Origin of the sequence: Pseudomonas saponiphila (genome assembly GCF_900105185.1) — a bacterium.
GTDB lineage: Bacteria > Pseudomonadota > Gammaproteobacteria > Pseudomonadales > Pseudomonadaceae > Aquipseudomonas > Aquipseudomonas saponiphila.
This window is the reverse complement of the sequence record NZ_FNTJ01000001.1, coordinates 2,275,253-2,298,398: the sequence shown is the minus strand read 5'-3', so window position 1 is coordinate 2,298,398 and position 23,146 is coordinate 2,275,253. Positions and strand designations below refer to the sequence as shown.

Here is a 23,146-nt window from a genome sequence, read left to right as displayed (position 1 = left end):
TATTGCTGATGCTGCTCGTTTCTATTGCAGCGGATATGAAATCTTCAGGAAACTCAGCCTGTCCCTACCCGGAAGAGAGACCGTTCCTACAGGGCTGCCATTGCCCCTGATTGACCGCGTCCCTATAGTTTTCTCGTCCGCTGAATGTTGTTAGCGGCAGGGTTTCGCAGCCCAACAGAAAAGTCGAACTACACCGCTCATGCCAACTCAGGCACACTTCGCCTGCGTTTCGTTTTATGGCGGCTGTACGTGGGAGACCTCCGGGTCTGCCGAGTTTGTTCTTTTCCTCGGTCTGCGAACCCGCGTACAGCTGCCACCCCGTTGATTCGCAGCAACAGGTGGCAACTTTTCTACTCTTGAAAAGGATGACGCCATGAATACTCAAGATCTATCCGAACGATTTATTCCTATGACCCCAATCGCCAGCGATGGGCCGGTGCTGTTTGTCGACAGCCAGGCGCCGTTGATGGATTTGCATGCGTGTGCGAGTGAGCGGTTGTTGACGGCGCTCGATTATCTGAATCTGATGGCCTGCACTACGCTGCGAGATACAAGCGATAAGGACATGGGCACGGTGACCAATACCGCCAGGTTATTGCTGCAGGATGTGCGGGATGTATTGGGGGTGATTGAAACAAGGGCGTTTAGCAAGTGATTTAGAGGCCAAGGAAGCCGGCCACAAGCCGGCTTTTTAATGCCTGAAAGCCACGCAAAGTGCGGGATTGATACAAAGCCCCGTCTTCGAAGCCAGGCTACATTACCTCCCGAGAGCCTCAGCGACTAAAACGCGTCACTTTAGGCTACTAATATTGCGAACAGGACAGAGTCGGCAAACCGCCCTTCGCCACGAATTTGAAGGAACGACCGATGGTACTAATTGACGGCGCGCGCTCCCTACTCAGCACATTACAGTTCGCGTGCCTTGGCACGACCAGCGTTAGAACGGGACGCTCTGTCAAGATCCCTGCGCCAACACCTTATGCATGGTCCTGCCACGGGTAGGTACCGGCAGAAATGATGTACTCGAGCAGAAGTGCGCCGGACAATCGCTTGCAAGCCCAGCTCCTACAGATGCTGTAGCCCTTCGATATTGCTTAGGCTCTCTCACTGCCCAGCCACGGCCATAGACACGCGGTGAGAGGCAACGCGTCCCTCCCCTGCTACGTCCCCTTTTCCTACTCACTACTGAACTCCCAAACCAGTTGGGAACAGAATATCCTTACGGCCTATTACGCTGTTTCGTACAGCGAATCGGGAACCTACGGATAGCCCCCGCATGACCTCTGCACCTATCAGCAATCAATCCAACCCTGCTTGGAGCCGCGATGAGCTCGTTCTTGCCCTCAATCTGTATCTCCTTCACCGCAACGGTTTACCCGGCGTGAATCATCCGGATGTTTTGGCGTTATCGCAGGCTCTCAATCTCATCGGCAATGCCACCGGGGTGAGCAAGAATCAGAGCTTTCGCAATGCCAACGGTGTGTGCATGAAGCTCAACAACTTCCGGCGTTGGGACCCGAGCTACACCAACAACGGGCGTACGGGGCTTGCGAAAGGTAATAAGGATGAGCAGTTGGTGTGGCTGGAATTTGCCAATGACCCGGAACGTCTTGCTGAGGTTGTGGCGGCGATCAATGCCAACGTTCAGACGATTCCAGCTAGCCCTATCGATTTAAGTGCAGCGGATGACCCGGGCTTCTTCGAAGCAGAGGAAGGCAAAGTGCTCACTCGGGTGCATCGGGTACGGGAAAGAGACAAGAAAATCGTTAAGCGCAAAAAGGAAGAGGCACTGAAGCAGCATGGGGCACTGCAGTGTGAGGCGTGTGGTTTTAACTTCAGCCAAACCTATGGTGCAGATGTGGAGGGGGTGATTGATGTACACCACACTAAACCTCTGCACACGCTCCAGCCGGGTGACAAAACTAAGCTCGCTGATTTGGCGTTGTTGTGTGCCAATTGCCACCGGGTGGTGCATTCGCAACGTAAGTGGCTGAGTGTGGCTGAAGTGAAGGAGCGCTACCAAACAAACCTAAAAACAAATACCAATTAATGGTTGTTAAATACCATTTCGCTGACGGCTAACGCATTCTGGAAAAGAGGACAGCTTAAGCGCCCTTGGAAGTTCCAGGGCAGGCCCTAACCCTTATCTGTTACCTGAAAATTGGTTGATTTAAAGCAGTTGTCGCTCCGCATGACTTTGATCGCGATGCCAATTTTTCCAGATTGCTTCTTCCTCTTTAAACGACTCTGCACACTCAATTCTTGGACGGCGGGTACGCATATCGTATTTTTTTGTAGAGAACACATAACGATAAGCATGCTCCACAATGATTTTTTCTATCTGCATAGCAAACTCAATGGACACCTTCTTTCCACGAGGAGGCATACGCTGACCAAAACTTGTGAACAATAGATGCTTGGGACTTAGAGGAAGCAGGATAAAGCCACTTTCGCCGCCCCATTTTCCTTTAAAGTTATACGGTTTGCTCAACGTATCCAGGCGTATTACAGGATCGTCACTGGTAGACCATTCGAAATCACCAGGTGCAGTGAAAATCGTCCACTTGTGCTTCATCAGCTCAGGCATCACGTTTTGCAGTACATACCGCGTGGCATCCACCCAAAGCTTGCGGCCAATGAGAGTCTTTGCCTGAATCGTACCGCCTGGTCGATCCGAATGGGGCTCAAAGGTCACTTTTACTGGTGCTGAATCGAGTTGCTGCTGAGTAGGAACTTGAATGTCCAGACCGAGGCTGGCTTGGGTTTCCAACTGTTTAAGAGTACGCGGGAGTACCTCGTCTAGTTGGCTTGGAAGATGCTCCTGCTGATACACAAGAAACTCCCTTAGTCGGGCAGGCGTCCGAACATCTTGCGCAGCGAGATACCGTATTAAAAGTTCCCAATCTCGCGGAGTTAAGCGCTGCCCAGTTGTCGCCCTCTCAATGGCAACTTTAGCCGGAGATTCAAACTCGCTATCCAGCCATCGCTCGAACTCGTCGGTTTCACCTTTAGCGTAGGTGTAGACATAAAGGTGCCGATAGTAAGCAATACCTTTGGGCGTGTACTTTTTCCATTGAGGTACGTTGGGGTTTTGAACCAGCAGGCGATAGGCAAGTACTTTACCCTCAATCGCCCATTGCTTGAGATACAGCTGTGGAACGTAGTGATTGTCATTGTGTGGCTGGGACATGCAGCCTCCTTGCTGACGCTGGCCTGTGGACTTCAACAAAGCTCGATGTTCTCAGCCGTTTTGGCCATAGGTCATCAATCGGGCGCCGAACTTATTAAAGCGACCACTCGATGTCAATCAAGACGACAACACCTGTACCGGAATGTGTGCCAGTACGTTAGTTAATGCGATGAAGTCGAAAGGTCTAACGCACATTCCTATACAGCATCAGGCGTGCCGTTTCGTGCAGCCCCCTAGTCAATTCCAGCAACTGCTGAAACTCTTCAGGGTGTTGCTGGGCCACGTCGTCGCGTGGGGTGGGTGAGGCCAAATCGTGAAGGGTCGGTCCGCTGCCGTCGTGTTGCATCTGCAACAAAAAGTCCTTGGTCACGCCGCCAATCACCGGGAAGATTCCTTCCCTCAGTACCAGCGGCACCACCCGCTCCCCCTCCGGCGCGGGCTGTTGAATGTCCCGCCCCATGGCGCCATTGGTGAAGGGCATCCCGGCCATGCCGGGCACGGTGGGCAGCAGGTCGGCGAGGCCGACGGCTTCTTCGATCACTCTGGGCTGCAACATCCCCGGGGCATGGATCAGCAGCGGTACGTTGTTGCTTTCCAGCCCTAGTTGTTCAAATGCGGGGGCCATGTGGGGGATCTGGCTGATGCGGGTGTTGTGGTCGCCGAAGAACACGAAAATCGTGTTGTCGTAGTAGCCGCGCGCTTTGGCGATCTCCAGCAGGCGGCCGGTGTTGAAGTCCGCAGGCGCACGGCGTTGTATTGCTCCAGGCTGCGGGAACCCGCTCCTGGATGTTGAACAGGTCGAGGTAGGTGGTCTGCGCAATCGGACTGAGGGCGGGTTGTTGCATTGTTGCGGCTGGGGCCGGTGCTTTAGTCAGCGGCGCAAAGGGACTATTCTGTGCACCGCTCGGGAATGGGGTTGGTCTTGCGGGCGTTTTCGCTGGCAAGCCAGCTCCTACACGGGCCCACCATCACCATCGCTGCCACCCGTAGGAGCCGGCTTGCCGGCGAAAACGATCTCGCGCCCCCCTCGCCAACCGCTTGCAACGACAATCAGGAAGACCCCCATGAGCATGCCGGAACGGCTGAAACCAACCCCACCGACGCCGACTATAAACGCGTTGATGAAGGACCTGCTGGAGCAGATCCTCGACCGGATCTGGGACAACCAGGGCCGGGAAAGCCCCGAGATCAATGCGCTGATCGAGCAGTGGAACAGCCATGCCGGTCGGCCTTTCGAGTTCCACGAGTTTCTCGTGATGCACAGCCATACCAGCGCGGAGAACTTTCTGCGCACGGCCTTTCATCAGAAACGCTACGTTGACGACCTGAGCTTCGCCGAGGCGTGTGCCCTGGCGGATTTCATCTGTAAATGCGAGGGCACGGAATCTGATACGGACTACGCCTTGAGCCTGCTGGAAACCAACTTCCCCAAGGCCAATGCCTCGGACCTGATCTTCTGGCCCAACGAGTGGTTTGGCGAGCCGGACATGTTACAGGTGGACATGACGACGGCGCAGATCATCGGCTATCTGATGGGCAAATCCTCACGGCAATTGCCAGACGCACCGCCGATCGACTTGCCCTACCCCATGCCTGTAAACCCTTAGCGGCGACCGCGACAGTCGCCGCACCAGCAGAATTCTCACCTCCGCCTTAGCGGCCGAGGCCGCCGGCGGCGAAGGATTGCCCAGCCATCAGAAACCAGCCCAGTGAAGCTTCACCGGGGTATCGCAGCCTCTGGTGTTGCGAGCGCTTTGCGCCCGTGCGCCGTCTGCGGCAGCAGCTACAGGGGGGCCGTGCGCCTGCGGTTGCGTAAGCGCCGCACTCAGCACCGCCCCCTGCCGTCAAAGGTTGCGCACAACATTCAGCGCCGCGCTGCTCTGCGCCACGGGCATGATTTCGATGGAGTTGATATTCAGGTGCTCCGGCTGCTGGGCGATCCAGCACACGGTGTTGGCGATGTCCTCGGGGCGGATGGCGTCAACGTCCTTGTACAAAGCTTGCACCGCTTCCATGTCGCCGTTGAGCCGCACCACCGAGAAGTCGGTGCCGGAACACAGGCCCGGTTCGATGTTGGTCACCCGCACCCGGGTGCCGGCCAGGTCTGCGCGCAGGTTCAGGCTGAACTGTTTGACGAAGGCCTTGCTGGCGCCATAGACGTTGCCGCCCGGATAGGGATAGGTGCCGGCAATCGAGCCGATGTTGATGATCAGCCCGCTGTTGGCCTCGACCATGCGTGGCAGGACGCGCTGGGTAATCAGCGCCAGCCCGGTGATGTTGGTGGCGATCATGCGTTCCCAGTTCTGCGCGCTGCTGTGCTGGGCGCGTTCGATGCCCAGCGCCAGCCCGGCGTTGTTGACCAGCAGGTCGATGGCCAGGGACGCCTCATGGATCTGTTCCACCGCCCGTTCCAGGGAGGCTTTGTCGGTGACATCCAGCTCCAGGGCGATGAAGTTTTCACCCAGTTCCTGTTCCAGGCGCTGGAGCTTGTCCATGCGCCGCGCGCCACCGATCACGCGATAGCCTTCGGCGACCAGTCGACGGCAGATCGCTTGGCCAAAGCCGGCCGAGGCGCCGGTCACAAATGCGGTTTTCATGGGTTTCTCCTTAGGTCAGGCGATCAGGCCAGGTATTTCACGCCGAGGCTGGCGAACAGGCACATCATCGAGAGCACCAGCACCTTGCGCACCACGTCGTTGCCCTTGCGAATGGCCAGGGCGCTGCCCAGGTGGTTGCCCAAAATGTTGCAGGCCACCAACGGCAGGGCCAGCAGGTAGATCACCTTGCCGGCCATGATGAACGCCACCAGGGCGCCGATGTTGGAGGCGAAGTTGAAGGTCTTGGAGTTGGCCGAGCTGGAAACCAGATCCATTTTCAGCAGGTAGTGAAAGGCGATGATGAACATGCTGCCGGTGCCCGGGCCGAAGAAACCGTCGTAGAAGCCGATGACCAGGCAGGTCAGGGGCACCACGGTAAACAGCATGGCATCGGACAGCACATGCTCCTGCACGGGCCGGTCCTTGGGGGTGAGGAAAATCAGGATGCCGAAGGGGATCAACGCCAGGATGATCTTGCCCACGGTTTCCTGGGAGATCGACACGATCAGGTGCGCCCCCAGGTAGGCACCGAGCAGGGAAAACGGCACGCCGACCAGCGCCACTTTCCAGACCATCTTGCTGTTGACCAGAAAGTTCCTGATCGCCGCCAGGGTGCCCAGGGTGCTGACCAGTTTTTCCTGGCCCAGCGCCACTTGCGGGGGCAGGCCCACCAGCAGGAAGCCGGGCACCAGAAACAGCCCGCCCCCGCCGGCAATGCTGTCGACAAAACCGGCGACGAAGGCAATGGCGCCCAGCAGCAGAATCGCCAATACCCAGTGTTCAGCCCAATAGGCTCCTAACAGTTCCATAGCGTTACCCCATAAAGACAAAAAGAATCAGGAAAGGACTTCATACAGATGGTCGGCTCGCGCAAAGCGCACGCGGTTCAGGTCATTGACCGCGAACACCCGCAGCAGCCAGCGGTCGGCGCCGTCGTTTTGCGGTTCGAAGCCGTCGCGGGCGTGCAGCACCCGCTGGTTCTTGAAGATCATGAAATCCCCAGGCAGCAGCAGGTGCGGTTCATCGAAGCGGCGGGTTTCCAGCAGCGTGCGCAGGGTGTTGAGCGCCAGCTCGGCGGTGGCGTTCATGCCGTAAGTGTTTTCACTGTCGAAACGGCACAGCCACTCGTTGGCCGAGCCGCGTACCAGCACCGCCAGGTTGGGCGTTGAACGGCGTTGGCTGGCGAACGAGTCCGGGCGGCGCACTTCGAACTGCGGCAGGCTCAGTTCGCGCACGGTGGCCGCCGGCAGTTGCTCGATCACGTCGTCCAGATTGACCAGCGTGGTGTTGATCCGCGGATCGCAACGCATGCCGAAGAACGACAGGTATTCCGGGCAACAGGAGTGCTCGCCGAGCGCTTCGGACGACAGCGGCAAGTCCGGGTTGTCGACGTGGTAGGAGAAGCGCAGGCGCGAGCCGTGCGAGCTTTTCTGGCTGGAGGAGGTGCGTGAAGGAATCACATGGCGGAACAGGCGCCCGTCATTCTCCCCTTCATACACCACCGGATGGATACCCAGCAGGCTTTGCAGCGACAGGCTGACCAGGCAGGCGATGGGTGTGCTCTTGGGGCTCAACACCCCGGAGTAAGGCGTCGGCGGAATATCCCGGTCTCGCGGGCAGTTGCGAATCACCATCGAGGTGAGGTCAGGGTCTTCGACAAATGCCCGGATCTGTCGCGTCAGGGCGGCACCCAGCACATCCTGGGCCTGTTCCTTGAGCTGAAAGTAAATGTCCTTGGTGGCCTCGAATTCCAGAGGCGTCTGACTCAAGACGGTTTGCCATGCGCTGGAAATAACCCACGGCAAGCGGATTTCCAACGTTGCCACGGCCTCGACTGCCTGCTTGTGCTGTGCGCTTTCCATTTCAGTTGAATTCCATAGTTCGATGCGCGTTGCGCCTGCCCGGAAGGCGGCACAACCTGTTGTATTTTGTGATTCAGCTCACACGACACCCGTGTAATGCCGGGACAAACCAGTCAATGCCTCGATAACATCTCGAAACAACATCGACGCAATCATTGTAATTACACAAATAGACTCGATTCAATTTATTTCTGCCGACCGGACTTGCAGCCCGCACACACGGCCTTAAAGTCATTGAATTTATTGAAATTTCTCACGAAAGAAAAATTAACTGCGACAAAATCGACGAAAAAACTGGGTTATCAGTCAGAATTAAATCGCATCAATTCGGTGCAATTTCCTCGATTACCACAGGATTACGCCCCTCCTCGGGTTCATGTTAGGCTTGCGTGCTTGTGCAGACTCTGGTGCTTTACCTATGTGGGTTCCTCAATACAGCGGCCACGCGCAGCCGGTTTACCTAATGATTGCCGACGCCCTGGAGCAAGACATTCGCTCCGGGCGCCTGAGCCCCGAAGATCGGCTGCCCACGCTCAAGGAGCTGGCCGAGGCCTTGAAAGTCACGCCCGGCACCGTGGGTCGTGCCTATGACGAAGCGGCCAAACGCGGGCTGGTGGTGGGTGAAGTCGGACGCGGGACCTTTGTCTTGCCGGCCAAGACCAGGACGGCGCCGGCCGCGGCGCAGATCAACACCGGCAACCACAGCGCGCAGATCGACCTGTCGATCATCAAGCCCAATGACGCCAACGTCGGGATGTGGCTGCGCGATTCCATTGGCGAACTGGCACAGTCCGCCGACCTCAACCGGGTTCTGGACTACGCCACCGATGGCGGGCACGCCGTGCACAAGCAGGCCGGCGCCCGCTGGGTGCAGCGCAGCCTGCCCGAGGCGCGCTGGCAGCAGATCGTCCTCACCAGCGGCGCGCAGCACGGCTTGCTGGTGGCCATCAACAGCCTGTCCAACACCCACGACCTGATTCTCTGCGAAGAGCATTGCTACCCCGGGATCATCTCCCTGGCCCACAGCCTGGACCGGCGCCTGATGGGCGTGCAGATCGATGAATACGGGCTGGTGCCCGAGGCCTTCCGCGCCGCGTGCCAGGAGCACCGTCCGGCCTTGCTGGTGTGCGTGACCACGCACCAGAACCCGACCAACTCGATCATGCCGCCGGAACGCCGCGAAGCCATTGCCCAGATCGCCCGCGAATACGATGTGTTCATCATTGACGATGACATCTACGGCTTTCTGGAAACCCACAACGTGCACAAGCCGATCTCGGCCTACGCCCCCGAGCGCTCGGTCTACCTGACCAGCCTGTCGAAAAGCATCCTGCCGGCGCTGCGCATCGGTTACCTGTACGCACCGCCCGAAACCCTCTCGCGCCTGTCGTCCATGGTTCGCAGCAGCGTGTGGATGCCCTCGCCGATGATGGCGCAACTGGCCAGCAACCTGATCAACAGCGGCACCGGCGAGCAGTTGATCAAAGTGCAGCAGCAAGAGGCGGCGGTACGCCAGCAAATGGCGCGGGAGATTCTCGGCAGCTATCAGATCAGCAGCCAGCCCAACAGTTTTCACATCTGGCTGGTATTGCCCCAGCCCTGGAACTGCGATGAGTTTGCCAACCTGGCCCGCGCCCAGGGGGTCACCGTGGTCAGCGGCAGCCAGTTCCTGGCCCAGCGCACCACGGCCAGCCGCGGCGTGCGCATTGCCTTGATGTCGCCGAGCCGCGCCGAACTGAGCTTTGCCCTGACCAAGCTGGCCAGCTTGCTCGCCTCACCCGAACCGCGGCTGTTCTACTGACGGCCTCGGCAGAAGCCCCCGAGGCCGCCGGGCCTCAGCCCTGGTCGCCACCGCCCACCGGCAGCACCGTGCCGGTGATGTAGGACGCTTCGGCGGAGGCGAGGAACAGGATCGCCGCCGCCTGCTCATCCATGTTGCCGTAGCGTTTCATCAGGCTGCTGTCCAGGGTCTGATCGACGATCTGCTGATACCAGACCTGCTCCTCGGCGCTTGGCTCGGCGCTGTTGCGCGGAATGCGCCGCGGCGGCGCTTCGGTGCCGCCCGGGGCGGTGGCGTTGACCCGCACGCCACGGCCGGCGGTTTCGAAGGCCAGGCAGGCGGTCAGCGCATTGATCCCGCCCTTGGCCGCGCCGTAGGGCACGCGGTTGAGGCTGCGGGTGGCGATGGACGAGACGTTGACGATGGCGCCGCTGCCCTGCTCCAGCATCTGCGGCAAGGCGGCGTGGCAGCACCACAGAGTCGGAAACAGCGAGCGGCGCACTTCGGCCTCGATCTGCGCTGGCTCGTAGTGTTCGAAGGGCTTGGCCCAGATAGTGCCGCCGACGTTGTTGATTAGCACATCGAGACGGCCGAAATGAGCGATGGCCGCGGCCATGATCCGGTTGCATTCGGCGTACTGTTCCAGGTCGGCGGTCAAGGCCAGGACCGGGTAGCGGGAGCTCAGTTCGGCGGCCAGTTCGAAGACCAGCTCGGAGCGGTCCACCAGCACCACGTGGGCGCCCTCTTCGGCCAGGCGTTCGGCAACGCGACGGCCGATGCCTTGGGCGGCGCCGGTGACCAGGGCGACTTGGTTGTGGAAGCGGTTCATGGAAACCTCGTGAATGCAAAAGAATTAAGGAGAACGCCACTCGCCGTAGGAGCCGGCTTGCCGGCGAAGGGGCCCTGGAGCCTTGCAGCGCTCTGGTGGACGCCTTCGCTGGCGAGCCAGCTCCTACAAAGCCATGGCTTGCCGTGTGGGGTTCCGTAGGAGCCGGCTTGCCGGCGAAGGGGCCCTGGAGCCTTGCAGCGCCCTGGTGGACGTCTTCGCTGGCGAGCCAGCTCCTACAGCGGGGAAGTGCCCTTCAGGCGGCGCTGGCGGCGAATTTCTCGTAGTAGAAATTCGCCGGGGCGATGCCCTGCTCGCGGATGAACTGGCTTACCGCCTCGACCATCGGCGGCGGCCCGCACAGGTAGACGTCCACATCGCCCTGGTTGAGGTGCGCCGGTTCGATGTGCTGGGTCACGTAGCCCTTGCGCGGATACTGGCTCTCGGGGTTGGCCACGCAGGCGCTGAAGCTGAACTGCGGGATGCGCGCGGCAAAGTCTTCCAGGCGCTCCAGCTCCACCAGGTCGACATCGTGGGTCACGCCGTAAATCAGGTGCAAAGGGTGCTCGCTGCCCTGCTCGGCGATTTTCTCCAGCATGGCGGTGAACGGCGCCAGCCCGGTGCCGCCGGCCAGCAACAGCAAGGGCCGGCGGATCTCCCGCAGGTAGAAGCTGCCCAGGGGCCCGGCCAGGGTCAGGCTGTCGCCGGCTTTGGCAAGACCGGTGAGGAAGCTGCTCATCAGGCCACCGGGCACATTGCGGATCAGGAAGCTGACCTCGCCGTCGCGCTGCAAGGAGCTGAAGGAATAGGCCCGGGTCTGCTCGCTCCCGGGCACCCCGAGGTTGACGTATTGCCCGGGCAGGAACGCCAGCTGGTTCAGGGCCTCGCCCTTGATCGACAGGGCGATGGTGCTGGCGGACAACTGGCGCACGGCGCTGATGCTGGCCTGGAAACTGCCCTGCCCGGCACGGCAGACCTGGGACGAAGCCGGCACCCGCACCACGCAATCGCTCAAGGCGCGCATCTGGCAGGTGAGGACAAAACCCTGCGCGGCCTCATCGGCGCTCAGAGCGTCGTCGATGTAGTCCTCCCCCAGCTCGTAGCGCCCGGCTTCGGCCAGGCACTTGCAGGTGCCGCAGGCGCCGTCGCGGCAGTCCAGGGGGATGTTGATGCCTTGGCGGTAGGCGGCGTCGGCCAGGGTTTCGCCCGGGTTGGCGTTGACGAAACGGGTCACGCCGTCTTCGAAGTTGAGTGCGATTTGATGGCTCATGGCAGTCGCCTCAGAGGTGGTAGATATCGACGACCTGGCGAACGTAGTCGTTCTTCAGGATGACTTTCTTGGCCTTGATCAACGGGTTTTCGCCGCGCAGGTCGAGGGTGTAGAAACTGCAGCCGAAGTAGCTGTCCACGGTCTTGTAGCGAAAGCTCAGGGTGTGCCAGTTGAAACGCAGCTTGCACTGGCCGTCGCCCTGCTCCAGCAGCTCGATATTGCTCAGGTTGTGGGAGGTGCGGGTGTCGGGAATGCTGGCGCTGGAGCGCTCGGTCTTGATGCGGAACACCCGGTCTTCCAGGCCGCTGCGGTTGCCGTACCAGATCAGCGAGATTTCCCGCTGCGGGTCTTCGGTCAGCTGGTCGCTGTCGTCCCAGGACGGCATCCAGAAGGTCGCGTCCGGGGCGTAGAGTTCCAGCCAGCTGTCCCAGTCCTTGTCGTCCAGGTAGCGGGCTTCGCGGTACAGGAAATCCAGCACGGTGTCGTAGGAAACAGTCATTGCACGGCCTCCACATCGATCTTGCGTGCAGCTTCACGCTCCAGGGCCGCCAGCAGGGTCTGCTGCCAGTACTTGTGCTGCATCACGAACAGGCCCTCGTCCTCGGTACGCAGGCCGCTGAGGATCGGCTGCAGGTCGATTTCTTTCGCGGCCTCGTCTGCCCCCTGAACCCAGTGCTCGGCGCCACGGGACATGTCGTTCCAGGCCGTGGTGCTGCCCTGGTAGCCGAGCTGGCAGGAGCGGAACTCCTCCAGGTCGTCCGGGGTGGCCATGCCGCTGACGTTGAAGAAGTCTTCGTACTGGCGGATGCGCCGGGCCCGGGCTTCGTCGCTCTCGCCCTTGGGCGCGATGCAGTAGATGGTGATTTCCGTGCGGTCCACCGAGATCGGCCGGGCGATGCGGATCTGCGAGCTGAACTGGTCCATCAGGTAGACGTTGGGATACAGGCACAGGTTGCGCGAGTTCTCGATCATCCAGTCGGCCCGGGCCTGGCCGAAGTCCCGGGCCAGCTCGTCGCGACGTTCGTACAGCGGGCGATCCTCGGGGTTGGACCAGCGGGTCCAGAGCAGCATGTGGCCCTTGTCGAACGAGTAGAAACCGCCGCCCTGCTTGGCCCAGGTGCCGGCGCTCATAGTGCGGATGTCTTCCCCGGCTTCGCGCTGCTTGCGCTGGTTCTGGGTGGCGGCGTAGTTCCAGTGCACCGAGCTGACGTGGTAGCCGTCGGCGCCGTTTTCGGCGGTGAGCTTCCAGTTGCCTTCGTAGATGTAGCTGGAGGAGCCGCGCAGCACTTCCAGGCCGTCGGCGGACTGGTCGACGATCATGTCGATGATCTTCGCCGACTCGCCCAGGTGCTCCACCAGGGGCAGCACGTCGGGGTTGAGGCTGCCGAACAGGAAGCCACGATAGGACTCAAAACGCGCGACGCGGGTCAGGTCGTGAGAGCCGTCGCAGTTGAAGCTGGCCGGGTAGCCCGCGACGGCCGGGTCCTTGACCTTGAGCAGTTTGCCGGCGTTGTTGAAGGTCCAGCCGTGGAACGGGCAGGTGAAGGACGCCTTGTTGCCGGTCTTGTGCCGGCAGAGCATGGCGCCGCGATGGCTGCAGGCGTTGATGAAGGCATTGAGTTCGCCGTTCTTGTTGCGCGCGATGAACACCGGCTGCCGGCCCATTGTGGTGCTGTAGTAGTCGTTGGGGTTGGGAATCTGGCTGTCGTGGGCCAGGTACAGCCAGTTGCCTTCGAAGATGTGCTGCATCTCCAGGTCGAACAGCCGGGGGTCGGTGAACATCGCCCGCTTGCAGCGGTAGACGCCCTGATCGGGGTCTTCTTCAAGCAGGGAATGCAGGTATTCGGGTCGCAGGGACATGGCCGCCGCCTCCATTGTTTTTATTCAGGCAGGGCCATGCTAGGACGGGGGTTGGCGGGGCAATAGCCGATGCGTGCAGACCTGTATCCGTTTTCTGCAAAGGCGCCGACGTGGCCTGTGTAGGAGCCGGCTTGCCGGCGAAAAGGCCCTTGGAGGGGGCGCTGAGCCTGGCGGCCCCTTCGCTGGCAAGCCAGCTCCTACAAGGGGCCGATGCCTGAGGATCAGTGGCGGCGCTTGAGGGTGTCGGAGGGCCGTTCGCCGTATTGCTGGCGGTAGCTCTGGGCGAAGCGCCCCAGGTGCAAGAAGCCGAAGTCCAGGGCCAGTTCGGTGACGTTGCGCACCGGGCATTGCGGGTCGCTCAAGCAGGCGTGCACCCGTTGCAGTTTCTGCTGGCGGATGTAGTTCTTCGGCGTAGTGCGGACGTTGCGTTCGAACAGCGCATACAGCGAACGCAGGCTCATGCGCGCCTGTTGCGCCAGTTCCTCGCAGCCGATGTCCTGCTTGAGGTTGCGTTCGATGTAGTCGGCAATGCGTTCGAAGGTCGCCGCCGAGGCGCTCAGGGTGCCGCGCTGGACATTGGTCTGCATCAGGCCCAGCAGTTTGCCCACCAGAATGTGCGCGTAGTGCTCCTGGACCTTGGGCATGCTCTCAAGGGCTTCGGACTCCTGGCATAACAGGCTGAGCAGGGGCACGAAGCCTTCCAGTTCCTGCAGTTGGTAACGCTGGCGCACAAAGCGCACGCCCTGCCCCGGGTACTGCCAGCGCTGTTCCTGGCAGGCGGCTTCCAGCAGGTGGGTGGGAATCTTGATGATGAATTTTTCGCAGTCGTCAGAGTAAGTCAGGTCCACCGGGTCGTCGGGGTTGATCAGCAGCAGCTCCCCCGGGGCGAAGCAGTGTTCCTGGCCCGGGCCGCGCCACAGGCAATGGCCGCGCAGCAGCACCTGCAGGTGGTAGATGCTTTCCAACGCTGGCGAGGTGACGCGCACGCTGCCGCCGTAGCTGAGGCTGCACAGGTCGAGGCTGGCCAGGGCCCGGTGGTTGAGGCTGGCCTGGGGCTGCCCGGCCCGGGGCAGACGGATGCAGTGGCTGCCCACGTGCTGATTGACGTAACCGGACACGGCATGGGGATCGGCTTGAACAAACACGCGGCTGCGTTCACTCAACAGATGCATTTGCATGATCGGGTCACTCTGATTGTTCTTATTGGGCCTGCGTTTCAGGCACGCAACGCAGGCTCGTCAGGCCAGGCATAACGGCAAAAGCCACGGGCACCTGGGTCGGTGCTCCGTGGCCGGGTCAAGCCGGGTCGGCGCTTCAGTCCTCCAGGGCGCGCACCCGTTCGTGGCGCTGCTGTTCTTGCGGCTGGGCCGAGGACTGCAGGGTGAAGTCGAACTCGATTTCGGCGAAACGGCCACTCACGCCCAGGGCCTTGGCCCGGGCCTGGTCTTCGCTGAAGGTGATCTTGGCAATCAGCTCGTCGCGGGTAGCGTAGGCGAAGTCGTCGTGCAGGTAGGGATCGCCATCCAGGTTGATCTGGGTGGTCAGGTGGCGATGGTCATCGGCCGAGATGAAGAAGTGGATGTGCGCCGGGCGCTGGCCGTGGCGACCCAGTTGATCCAGCAGTTGCTGGGTCGGGCCTTCCGGCGGGCAGCCGTAGCCGGACGGCACGATGCTGCGAAAACGGTAGCGGCCCTCGGCGTCGGTGACGATGCGCCGACGCAGGTTGAACTCCGACTGGCTGCCGTCGAAGTAGGAATAGGTGCCGCCGGTGTTGGCGTGCCAGACATCGACGATAGCCCCGGCCAGGGGCTGGCCGGCAGTGTTGGTCACCTGCCCTTGCATGAACAGCACCACGCCCGGATCGAGGCCGTCGTCCAGGCGCGCCTCGCCCTGGCTCAGGGGCGCGCCGGCCACGTACAGCGGGCCTTCGATGGTGCGCGGGGTGCCGCCGGTCTTGCCTGCCTGCTCGTCGGCGGCGTCCATCAGCAGGTCCAGGTAGTGCTCCAGGCCCAGGCCTGCGACCAACAGCCCGGCTTCCTGGCGGGCGCCGAGCACGTTGAGGTAGTTGACGGCCTTCCAGAACTCTTCCGGGGTGACGTTGAGGTCTTCGATGATGTTCACGGTGTCCCGCAGGATGCGGTAGACGATGGCCTTGGTCCGGGGGTTGCCGCCTTCGGTGAACTGGCCGCTGGCTTCTTCAAGAAAGCGTTGGGCGCTGGCAGTCTGGGAAATTCTGACGTTCATGATCAATCCTCATCTTGTATTTATTAGAGTGGTGAACGGGCTGGTGCGAACTCAGCGGTCATCCTCATGAATGGACGAAGGATGCCTGCACAGGGCGTTAACTTCGATGGCCATGTACGGGTACAGCGGCAGTTGCATCAGGGTGTCGTGCAGTTCCTGCACGCTGTCGACGTCGAACACGCTGTAGTTGGCGTACAGCCCGGCGATGCGCCACAGGTGGCGCCACTTGCCTTCGGCCTGCAGGCGCTGGGCCAGGGCCTTTTCCTCGGCTTTCAGGTGCGCGGCGCGCTCGGGGTTCATGTCGACCGGCAGGTTCACGGTCATTTTCACGTGGAATAGCATGCAGCCCTCCTCAGGTGTGATGCAGCACGGGGGTGGTTTTGTCGCGACGGAAGAACGCCAGGCGCTCTTCGTCCAGGCTCAGGCCAAGGCCCGGTGCCCGTGAGACATGCAGGTGGAAATCCCGGTACACCGGCGCCTCGGCGAGGATGTCCTCGGTCAGCAGCAGCGGGCCGAACAGCTCGGTGTCCCAGCTCAGTTTGTTCAGGGTCAGAAAGGCGTGGGCCGAGGCCAGGGTGCCGATGCCGCCTTCGAGCATGGTGCCGCCATACAGGCCGATGCCCGCCGCCTCGGCAATCGCCGCGGTACGCAGGACAGCGCGCGGCCCGCCGTTCTTGGCGATCTTCAGGGCGAACACCGAGGCCGCGCCTTCGCGGGCCAGGTTGAAGGCGTCTTCCACGCATTCGATGGATTCGTCGGCCATGATCGGCGCCGGGCTGCTGGCATTCAGGCGCACCATGCCGGCACGGTTGTTGCGCGAGATGGGTTGCTCGATCAGGTCGATGCCGTTGCCGCCGAGAATGCGGCAGGCGCGCAGGGCCACGGCTTCGTCCCAGGCCTGGTTGACGTCGACCCGCACGCTGGCGCGGTCGCCCAGGGCCTTCTTGATGGCGATCACATGGGCCAGGTCGCGGTCCACTTCGCCGGCGCCGATTTTCAGCTTGAAGATGCGGTGGCGGCGCAGGTCGAGCATCTTCTCGGCTTCGGCGATGTCCTTGGCGGTGTCGCCGCTGGCCAGGGTCCAGGCCACGGGCAGCACATCGCGCACCCGGCCGCCCAACAGTTCGCTGACCGGCAGGCCAAGGCGCTTGCCCTGGGCGTCGAGCAAGGCGCTTTCGATGCCGGACTTGGCGAAGGTATTGCCGCGAATGCTCTGCTCCAGGCGCAGCATGGCGGCGTTGATGTTGCTGGCGTCCTGGCCGATCAGCAGCGGGCTGAAGAAGCGGTCGATGTTGGTCTTGATGCTGTCCGGGCTTTCGTTGCCATAGGCCAGGCCGCCGATGGTGGTGGATTCGCCCAGGCCTTCGATGCCGTCGGCGCAGCGCAGGCGGATCAGCACCAGGGTCTGGTTCTGCATGGTGTGCATGGCCAGCTTGTGGGGGCGAATGGTCGGCAGATCGACGATGATCGTTTCGATCGATTCAATGGCAGAAGCGTGCATGTCCATACCCGTGAGGTTCTTGAAGTTCTGCGCTCGATTCTGTCCCGGCTTTTTCCGGGGTTCCAATATAGAATTGGTCTGGTTTGATACCTTTAAGGTATGCACATCTCTACAGGGGAGCTGTCATGGAGCTGCGTCATCTGCGCTACTTCCAGGTACTGGGGGAAACCCTCAACTTCACCCGCGCCGCCGAACGCCTGCACATCGCCCAGCCGCCCTTGAGCCGGCAGATCCAGCAACTGGAAGACGAGTTGGGGGTGCTGTTGCTGGAACGTGGTCGGCCGCTGCGCCTGACCGCCGCCGGGCGGTTTTTCTTTGAGCATTCCAACCGGGTGCTGGAGCAGTTGGGCAAGGTCTGCGACAACACCCGGCGCATTGGCCTGGGGCACAAGACCTGGCTGGGCATCGGCTTTGCCCCTTCGACCCTGTACGGCGTGCTGCCGCAACTGATCCGCCGCCTGCGCAGCAACGAAACCCTGGAGCTGGAACTGGGCCTGTCGGAAATGACCACCCTGCAACAGGTGGAAGCCTTGAAGGCCGGGCGCATCGATATCGGCTTTGGGCGCATTCACATCGACGACCCGGCCATCGTGCAACGGGTGCTGACCGAGGACCGGCTGGTGGTCGCCCTACCCGCCGGCCACCGCCTGCTGGGGCAGGCGCTGACCCTTGAGCAACTGGCCAACGAGCCTTTCGTGCTCTACCCGGCCAACCCGCGCCCAAGCTACGCCGACCACGTGATCGCGCTGTTCAATGCCCGGGGCCTGAACCTGAAGATCGCCCAATGGACCAATGAACTGCAGACCGCCATCGGCCTGGTGGGCGCCGGGATCGGCGTCACCCTGGTGCCGGCCTCGGTGCAGGTGCTACACCGCGACGACATCGGCTTTTGCCCCTTGCTGGAGACTGCGGCCACCTCGCCGATCATCCTCAGCCGCCGGGTCGGCGAACCCTCGCCAGGGCTCACCCACTGCCTGCACCTGATTGCCCAACTGAGGGCCGAGATAGGTCGCGACGACCCCGTCATCAGCTGAAAGCCAAACTGTCGAGGCGTTAGGCCGTACAATACGCCGCTCAATACAGCGCGTAGTCTTTGGGGCACTGCATGGAAGTATCGAGAGCTGGCCTGATCATCCGGCGCATTCTGGCTTATCTGCTGGACGCCGCGCTGGTGACCGCGCTGTGGTTTTTCCTCTGCGCGCTGATCGACAACCTCCAGTATTCGGAGTGGGCGCTGTTGATCACCTGGTGCCTGTATTTTCCCCTCAGCGAATACCTGTTGCGGGGTTACACCGTCGGCAAGGCCCTGTGCGGCCTGCAAGTGATCAATGGTATCGGCCAGCCGCCTTCGCTATTGCAGGTGCTGATCCGCTCGGCGACCCGACCGCTGGAGGCGGCCATCAGCCCGGTCACCCTGCTGATCTGCTGTGAATCGAGCCGCTTCCAGCGCATTGGCGACAGGCTGGCGCGCACCTATGTCATTGCGCGCAAGGACCTGGCGCGGTTGCGTGATTTGACCGCCACGGTGTCTTGAACATCTGCCACCCCCATTCAATCTCGCGCCCTAGCCCGGCGCTCATTGCGGGAGTCTTCATGGCCATCGATCAATACCCCCATGAACAGGCCCTGGGCACGTTCCTCGAACAGCGCCCCGAGCTGCGTGAACAGCTGGACCACCTCAACCCGCTGGAAGCCCGGGCCCGAGGCGAAACCCCGGCGCAGTACCGCGCCGAGCGCCTGCATGAAGCTTTCGAGGCCGAAGCCGAGCGCCTGGGGCTGTTCGCCTGGGAACTGAGCCTGCAACTGACCACCGCCAGTCCGGAGGAATTCCGCGCCCAGCGCCTTGAGGTGCACAAGGAGGTGGCGGAGATGGCCGGCATGCCCTGGGCTGAATATTGCGCCCTGCATCAGCTTGATCCGCAGCCTTGACCCGCACGCGTCCCCCGCAGTCCCTGTTCAGGAGAACCGACGATGTTGCCTTCGACTTCCACACCAGCGGCCAGCGCCACCCTGCAGCACACGCAGAAATGGCGCGGGCGGGTCGGCCTCGGGCTAGTGGCCTGCCTCTCCGTGCTGGCCGGGATGACTGACGCCATCGGCTTCATGGCCACTGGCGATTTCGTTTCCTTCATGAGCGGCAACACCACGCGCATGGCGGTGGCCATCAGTGATGGCGAACCGGGCCTGGTGCTGCGCCTGTTGCTGCTGGTGGCGACCTTTGTCGTCGGCAACGCCCTGGGCGTGGTGGTCAGCCGCCTGGCCGGACACCGCGCCCTGCCCTTGCTGCTGAGCATTGGCGCATTGCTCTGCGCCTCCGCCGCCTGGCCCTTCGAACAGCAATTGCCGGCCCTGCTGGCAGCCATCATCGCCATGGGCATGCTCAATGCGGCGGTGGAGGAAGTGAACGGCCTGCCCATCGGCCTGACCTACGTCACCGGTGCCCTGTCGCGCTTTGGCCGCGGGCTGGGGCGCTGGCTGCTCGGCGAACGGCGCAACGGCTGGCGGGTACAGCTGGTGCCGTGGAGCGGGATGTTCGCCGGAGCGGTGCTGGGGGCCTTGCTGGAACAGCACCTTGGGCTCAAGGCGCTGTATGTCAGCGGGTTGCTTGCCGCCCTGCTGGGCATCGCGTCATTGAAGATTCCGCGCCGCTGGCAACTGGGCTACAAGACCCGCTGACCTGCGCCGCCGTCAGTCGAACAGACCGCCGCTGTCGGTATCGATGACGATCGACGACAGGCTGATGTGCCGTGGTCGGGTCAGGGCGAAGACCACCGCTTCCACCACGTCGCGGTTGGTGCCCTGCTGGCCTTTGTGCCGTGCCGGAACCTGCTGCCAGGCCGGGTCCAGCGGCGAGATGTCTTCCAGATACGGCGGATGCACGCACAGCGAACGCACCGGCGTGCCCTTGAGCACCTGGCGCAGGCCGTCGGCCAGGGCCAGTTGCCCGTGCTTGGCCGCGTAGAACGGCAGCGACACGCTGTGCAGCGGTGCATTGGGCAGACCGCTGATGGAACCGATGGTGACGATGTCCGGGCGCTTGGAGGCCTTGAGCGCCGGCATCAGGCCCTGGGTCAGGAGGAAGGTGCCGGTCAGGGCCGCATCGATCACACCCGTGACCTCGGCGGCGCTGTGGGGCTGCTCGCTGGCCTCCAGCCACATGGCGCCGTTGTTGATCAGAATGTCCACCCGCGGCTGACGCACGTGAATCTCCGCCAGGGCCGCCTTGACGCTGTCGCTGCTGGCCAGGTCCACCACCACGCAATCGGCGGCCTGGCCGGTGCGCGTCTGGATGGCCGCGCTCACTTGCGCCAGGGCCTCGGCGTTGCGCCCACAGAGAATCAACTTGCAGCCCAGGTCCGCCAGACTGATGGCCAGCGCCGCGCCCAGACCACGACCGGCACCGGTGACCACCACCACCGCCGAATTCAAATCCATCATCCCTTGCTCCTTGTCCCAGGTTGATTGAAGGCGCGAGTCTAGCCCCCGCCCCGGGGTTTGGGGCCGGGCAAAGCTTTACCCGATATGTACCGGGCTTGCCGAGCCAGAGCCTTCGGGGCGAAAGGGATTTAGCCGATCCACAGAGAAAGCTTTATCATGGCCGCAGTTTTATCCATCGAGTCCGTCATGAAGTTCGCCATCGCCCTGTTCTCCGCCGCCCACGCGCCTTCCTCGCGCCGCGCCCTGCTGTTCGCCCAGGCGGCGCTGGCGGGCGGGCACGAGATTGTCCGGCTGTTTTTCTATCAGGACGGCGTGTACAACGCTGCCAACAGCGTGGTCACGCCCCAGGACGAACAGGACCTGCCCCGGGAATGGCGGGAGTTCGTCCAGCAGCACCAGCTCGATGGCGTGGTGTGCATCGCCGCGGCCCTGCGCCGGGGTGTGCTGAATGCCGACGAAGCCCAGCGCTATCAGCGCACGGCGGTGAACGTCGAGGCGCCCTGGGAACTGTCGGGGCTCGGCCAGTTGCATGACGCGGTGCAGGCCGCCGATCGCCTGATCTGTTTTGGAGGGGCGTGAGATGGCCAAATCCCTGTTGTTGATCAGCCGTCAGGCGCCGTGGTCCGGCCCTGGTGCCCGGGAGGCCCTGGACATCGTCCTGGCCGGCGGCGCCTTCGACCTGCCCATCGGCCTGCTGTTTCTCGACGATGGCGTGCTGCAACTGGCGCCCGGGCAACAGGCGTCGCTGCTGCGCCAGAAAGACCTGAGCGCCAACCTGCAGGCGCTGTCGCTGTTCGGCGTTGACGAGCTGTTCGCCTGCAACGCCAGCCTCAAGGCTCGCGGCCTCGACCCGGCGGCCCTGGGCCTTGACGCGGTACAAGTGCTGGACGCCCCGGAACTGGCCGGGATCATCGACCGTTTTGCCCAGGTGATTACCCTCTGATGTCGACCTTGCATGTGTTGTCCCACTCGCCCTTCACCGACACCCGCCTGAGCAGTTGCCTGCGCGTGCTGGGCAGCGCCGATGGCCTGCTGCTGTGCGGCGACGCCGCCTACGCCCTGCAGCCGAACACAGCTGTCTACGCCGAACTGGGCGCCCGCAGCGGCCTGAATCTGTACGTGCTGGAAGAAGACCTGAACGCTCGCGGCCTGACCCTGCCGGCCTGGGCCCGGGCAGTGGATTACCCGGGTTTCGTCGAGTTGTCGATTGAGCATGACAAGGTCAACACCTGGCTATGAGTACCCTGACCGTGGGCGCCCGCGCCATCGAGCTGGACAAGGACGGTTACCTGGTCAACCTCGACGACTGGTCGGCCGATGTGGCCCAGGCCCTGGCCGCCAATGAAGCGCTTGAGCTCAGTGCGGAGCACTGGGAAATCCTCGAACTGCTGCAGGGCTTCTACAAGGAGTTCCAGCTGTCTCCGGCCACCCGCCCGCTGATCAAGTACACCGCCCTCAAGCTGGGCCCGGACAAGGGCAACAGCCTGCACCTGAACCGACTGTTCAAGGGTACTCCCGCCAAACTCGCCGCCAAGCTGGCGGGCCTGCCGAAGCCGACCAATTGCCTATGAACGATTTCACCCCCCTGTTGACCGAAACCCCGGCCGAGCATCCCTTCGCCCCGTTCGTGCGCATCCTTGGCAAGGGCAAGCGCGGCGCGCGCAACCTGACCCGTGAGGAAGCCCGGGAAGCCATGGGCATGCTGCTCGACGACAAGGTCGAGGACACCCAGCTCGGCGCCTTCCTGATGCTGCTGCGGCACAAGGAAGAAAGCCCGGAAGAACTGGCGGGCTTCACCGAGGCCTTGCGCGAACGCCTGAACGCCCCGCCTATCGCGCTGGACCTCGACTGGCCGACCTACGCCGGCAAGAAGCGCCACCTGCCCTGGTACCTGTTGGCAGCCAAGTGCCTGGCGCAGAACGGCGTGCGTATCCTGCTCCACGGCGGCGGCGCCCATACCGCCGGGCGCCTGTACACCGAACAATTGCTGGAGCCCCTGAGCATTCCCCTGTGCCGGGACTGGCCATCGGTCGGCAAGGCATTGGACCAGGGCAACCTGGCCTTCATGCCCCTGGGCGACTGGGCGCCGCAATTGCAGCGCATGATCGATCTGCGCAACATCCTCGGCCTGCGCTCGCCAATCCACTCCCTGGCGCGCCTGCTCAACCCCCTGGGCGCCCGTTGTGGCCTGCAGAGCATCTTCCACCCCGGCTACCAGGCGGTGCACCGCGATGCCAGCGGCCTGCTGGGGGACAACGTGATCGTGATCAAGGGCGACGGCGGCGAGATCGAGATCAACCCGGACACCACCAGCCATCTGTACGGCAGCACCGGCGGCGTCAGCTGGGACGAGGAATGGCCGGCGCTGTCGGCCCAGCGCCATGTGAAACCGGCGAGCCTCGACCCCGAGCACCTCAAGGCGCTATGGCGTGGCGAGGTGCAGGACAGCTACCCGCAACTGGCCCTGCTGGCGACCATGGCCCTGGCCCTGCGCGGCTTGGGCACGCCGCGGGAGCAGGCCTTCGCGCTAGCCCAGCAGTACTGGGATGCCCGGGACAGATCGATTTAATCGATCAAA

At 62.4% G+C, this 23,146-nt stretch carries 26 protein-coding genes and 1 pseudogene; 13 read left to right on the top strand and 14 right to left on the bottom strand.

Annotated features, from left to right (window positions below; translation table 11 throughout):
* Positions 1-373: 373 nt before the first annotated feature.
* Both BLV47_RS10790 and BLV47_RS36400 read left to right on the top strand, forming a co-directional pair.
* Complete coding sequence (locus tag BLV47_RS10790) at positions 374-655, top strand: fructose-bisphosphate aldolase (RefSeq protein WP_092313193.1); 282 nt, start codon at positions 374-376, stop codon at positions 653-655.
* A 621-nt stretch (positions 656-1,276) separates the two neighbouring features.
* Positions 1,277-2,050, top strand: a complete 774-nt coding sequence (locus BLV47_RS36400; RefSeq protein WP_208605253.1) for an HNH endonuclease — start codon at positions 1,277-1,279, stop codon at positions 2,048-2,050.
* Between the two features lie 120 nt (positions 2,051-2,170).
* Here BLV47_RS36400 and BLV47_RS10780 read toward each other — a convergent pair whose 3' ends face one another.
* Positions 2,171-3,190 carry a DUF4238 domain-containing protein gene (locus tag BLV47_RS10780; protein ID WP_092313190.1) on the bottom strand — a complete coding sequence of 340 codons (1,020 nt, stop codon included), beginning with the start codon at positions 3,188-3,190 and terminating at the stop codon, positions 2,171-2,173.
* Between the two features lie 184 nt (positions 3,191-3,374).
* Positions 3,375-3,982 (bottom strand): annotated as a pseudogene (locus BLV47_RS10775) (sulfatase-like hydrolase/transferase); the annotation flags it as partial.
* A 272-nt stretch (positions 3,983-4,254) separates the two neighbouring features.
* Here BLV47_RS10775 and BLV47_RS10770 point away from each other — a divergent pair.
* Positions 4,255-4,797 (top strand): hypothetical protein, encoded by a 543-nt coding sequence (locus tag BLV47_RS10770; RefSeq protein ID WP_092313187.1) that lies wholly within the window; start codon positions 4,255-4,257, stop codon positions 4,795-4,797.
* 237 nt (positions 4,798-5,034) lie between these two features.
* Here the strand turns inward: BLV47_RS10770 and BLV47_RS10765 are convergent, their stop codons facing one another.
* The 3 genes from BLV47_RS10765 to BLV47_RS10755 are packed head-to-tail and all read right to left on the bottom strand — an operon-like array spanning position 5,035 to position 7,556.
* Entirely contained in the window at positions 5,035-5,787 is a 753-nt protein-coding gene (locus tag BLV47_RS10765) for an SDR family NAD(P)-dependent oxidoreductase (protein WP_092313184.1), read from the bottom strand.
* Between the two features lie 23 nt (positions 5,788-5,810).
* On the bottom strand, positions 5,811-6,596 hold the full coding sequence (locus tag BLV47_RS10760; protein WP_047305291.1) for a sulfite exporter TauE/SafE family protein: 786 nt from the start codon (positions 6,594-6,596) through the stop codon (positions 5,811-5,813).
* A 27-nt stretch (positions 6,597-6,623) separates the two neighbouring features.
* Positions 6,624-7,556, bottom strand: a complete 933-nt coding sequence (locus BLV47_RS10755) for a TauD/TfdA family dioxygenase (RefSeq protein ID WP_244168855.1) — start codon at positions 7,554-7,556, stop codon at positions 6,624-6,626.
* 511 nt (positions 7,557-8,067) lie between these two features.
* Here BLV47_RS10755 and BLV47_RS10750 point away from each other — a divergent pair.
* Positions 8,068-9,450, top strand: a complete 1,383-nt coding sequence (locus BLV47_RS10750) for an aminotransferase-like domain-containing protein (protein ID WP_092313178.1) — start codon at positions 8,068-8,070, stop codon at positions 9,448-9,450.
* Positions 9,451-9,484: 34 nt separating this feature from the next.
* Here BLV47_RS10750 and BLV47_RS10745 read toward each other — a convergent pair whose 3' ends face one another.
* The 8 genes from BLV47_RS10745 to BLV47_RS10710 form a co-directional block, all read right to left on the bottom strand.
* Complete coding sequence (locus BLV47_RS10745; protein WP_092313175.1) at positions 9,485-10,258, bottom strand: 1,6-dihydroxycyclohexa-2,4-diene-1-carboxylate dehydrogenase; 774 nt, start codon at positions 10,256-10,258, stop codon at positions 9,485-9,487.
* A 253-nt stretch (positions 10,259-10,511) separates the two neighbouring features.
* Positions 10,512-11,525 (bottom strand): benzoate 1,2-dioxygenase electron transfer component BenC, encoded by a 1,014-nt coding sequence (benC, locus tag BLV47_RS10740; RefSeq protein ID WP_092313172.1) that lies wholly within the window; start codon positions 11,523-11,525, stop codon positions 10,512-10,514.
* Between the two features lie 10 nt (positions 11,526-11,535).
* Positions 11,536-12,024, bottom strand: a complete 489-nt coding sequence (gene benB, locus BLV47_RS10735) for a benzoate 1,2-dioxygenase small subunit (protein WP_092313169.1) — start codon at positions 12,022-12,024, stop codon at positions 11,536-11,538.
* On the bottom strand, positions 12,021-13,385 hold the full coding sequence (gene benA / locus BLV47_RS10730; protein ID WP_092313166.1) for a benzoate 1,2-dioxygenase large subunit: 1,365 nt from the start codon (positions 13,383-13,385) through the stop codon (positions 12,021-12,023). The genes benB and benA overlap by 4 nt, the downstream gene beginning before the upstream one ends.
* A 221-nt stretch (positions 13,386-13,606) precedes the next feature.
* Positions 13,607-14,563, bottom strand: a complete 957-nt coding sequence (locus tag BLV47_RS10725; protein ID WP_092313163.1) for an AraC family transcriptional regulator — start codon at positions 14,561-14,563, stop codon at positions 13,607-13,609.
* 136 nt (positions 14,564-14,699) lie between these two features.
* Positions 14,700-15,629, bottom strand: a complete 930-nt coding sequence (catA, locus tag BLV47_RS10720; RefSeq protein WP_092313160.1) for a catechol 1,2-dioxygenase — start codon at positions 15,627-15,629, stop codon at positions 14,700-14,702.
* Between the two features lie 51 nt (positions 15,630-15,680).
* A complete protein-coding gene (catC, locus tag BLV47_RS10715) occupies positions 15,681-15,971 on the bottom strand; it encodes a muconolactone Delta-isomerase (protein WP_092313157.1) in 291 nt (96 codons plus the stop codon).
* 10 nt (positions 15,972-15,981) lie between these two features.
* Positions 15,982-17,130: a muconate cycloisomerase family protein gene (locus BLV47_RS10710; protein ID WP_167365639.1), complete on the bottom strand. Its 1,149-nt coding sequence runs from the start codon at positions 17,128-17,130 to the stop codon at positions 15,982-15,984.
* Between the two features lie 125 nt (positions 17,131-17,255).
* Here BLV47_RS10710 and BLV47_RS10705 point away from each other — a divergent pair, with 125 nt between their 5' ends.
* The 4 genes from BLV47_RS10705 (at position 17,256) to BLV47_RS10690 (ending at position 19,806) form a co-directional block, all read left to right on the top strand.
* Entirely contained in the window at positions 17,256-18,164 is a 909-nt protein-coding gene (locus BLV47_RS10705; RefSeq protein WP_092313152.1) for a LysR family transcriptional regulator, read from the top strand.
* Between the two features lie 71 nt (positions 18,165-18,235).
* The gene (locus tag BLV47_RS10700; RefSeq protein ID WP_092313149.1) at positions 18,236-18,664 is read left to right on the top strand and encodes an RDD family protein; all 429 of its coding nucleotides are present in this window, start codon (positions 18,236-18,238) and stop codon (positions 18,662-18,664) included.
* Between the two features lie 59 nt (positions 18,665-18,723).
* Positions 18,724-19,059 (top strand): DUF6388 family protein, encoded by a 336-nt coding sequence (locus BLV47_RS10695; protein ID WP_092313146.1) that lies wholly within the window; start codon positions 18,724-18,726, stop codon positions 19,057-19,059.
* Positions 19,060-19,101: 42 nt separating this feature from the next.
* Positions 19,102-19,806 carry a YoaK family protein gene (locus BLV47_RS10690; protein WP_092313143.1) on the top strand — a complete coding sequence of 235 codons (705 nt, stop codon included), beginning with the start codon at positions 19,102-19,104 and terminating at the stop codon, positions 19,804-19,806.
* Between the two features lie 12 nt (positions 19,807-19,818).
* Here BLV47_RS10690 and BLV47_RS10685 read toward each other — a convergent pair whose 3' ends face one another.
* Entirely contained in the window at positions 19,819-20,568 is a 750-nt protein-coding gene (locus tag BLV47_RS10685; RefSeq protein WP_092313140.1) for an SDR family oxidoreductase, read from the bottom strand.
* Between the two features lie 186 nt (positions 20,569-20,754).
* On the opposite strand from BLV47_RS10685, the gene tusD reads away from it, so the two are divergent.
* Genes tusD through BLV47_RS10660 form a run of 5 tightly spaced genes read left to right on the top strand, consistent with a single transcriptional unit; the run spans position 20,755 to position 23,137 of the window.
* Positions 20,755-21,147: a sulfurtransferase complex subunit TusD gene (gene tusD / locus BLV47_RS10680; RefSeq protein ID WP_092313137.1), complete on the top strand. Its 393-nt coding sequence runs from the start codon at positions 20,755-20,757 to the stop codon at positions 21,145-21,147.
* 1 nt (position 21,148) lies between these two features.
* Entirely contained in the window at positions 21,149-21,511 is a 363-nt protein-coding gene (gene tusC / locus BLV47_RS10675; protein WP_092313134.1) for a sulfurtransferase complex subunit TusC, read from the top strand.
* Positions 21,511-21,807 carry a sulfurtransferase complex subunit TusB gene (tusB, locus tag BLV47_RS10670; protein WP_092313131.1) on the top strand — a complete coding sequence of 99 codons (297 nt, stop codon included), beginning with the start codon at positions 21,511-21,513 and terminating at the stop codon, positions 21,805-21,807. The genes tusC and tusB overlap by 1 nt, the downstream gene beginning before the upstream one ends.
* Positions 21,804-22,139 (top strand): TusE/DsrC/DsvC family sulfur relay protein, encoded by a 336-nt coding sequence (locus BLV47_RS10665; protein WP_092313128.1) that lies wholly within the window; start codon positions 21,804-21,806, stop codon positions 22,137-22,139. The genes tusB and BLV47_RS10665 overlap by 4 nt, the downstream gene beginning before the upstream one ends.
* Positions 22,136-23,137 (top strand): glycosyl transferase family protein, encoded by a 1,002-nt coding sequence (locus BLV47_RS10660; RefSeq protein ID WP_092313125.1) that lies wholly within the window; start codon positions 22,136-22,138, stop codon positions 23,135-23,137. The genes BLV47_RS10665 and BLV47_RS10660 overlap by 4 nt, the downstream gene beginning before the upstream one ends.
* The last annotated feature ends 9 nt before the right edge of the window (positions 23,138-23,146 follow it).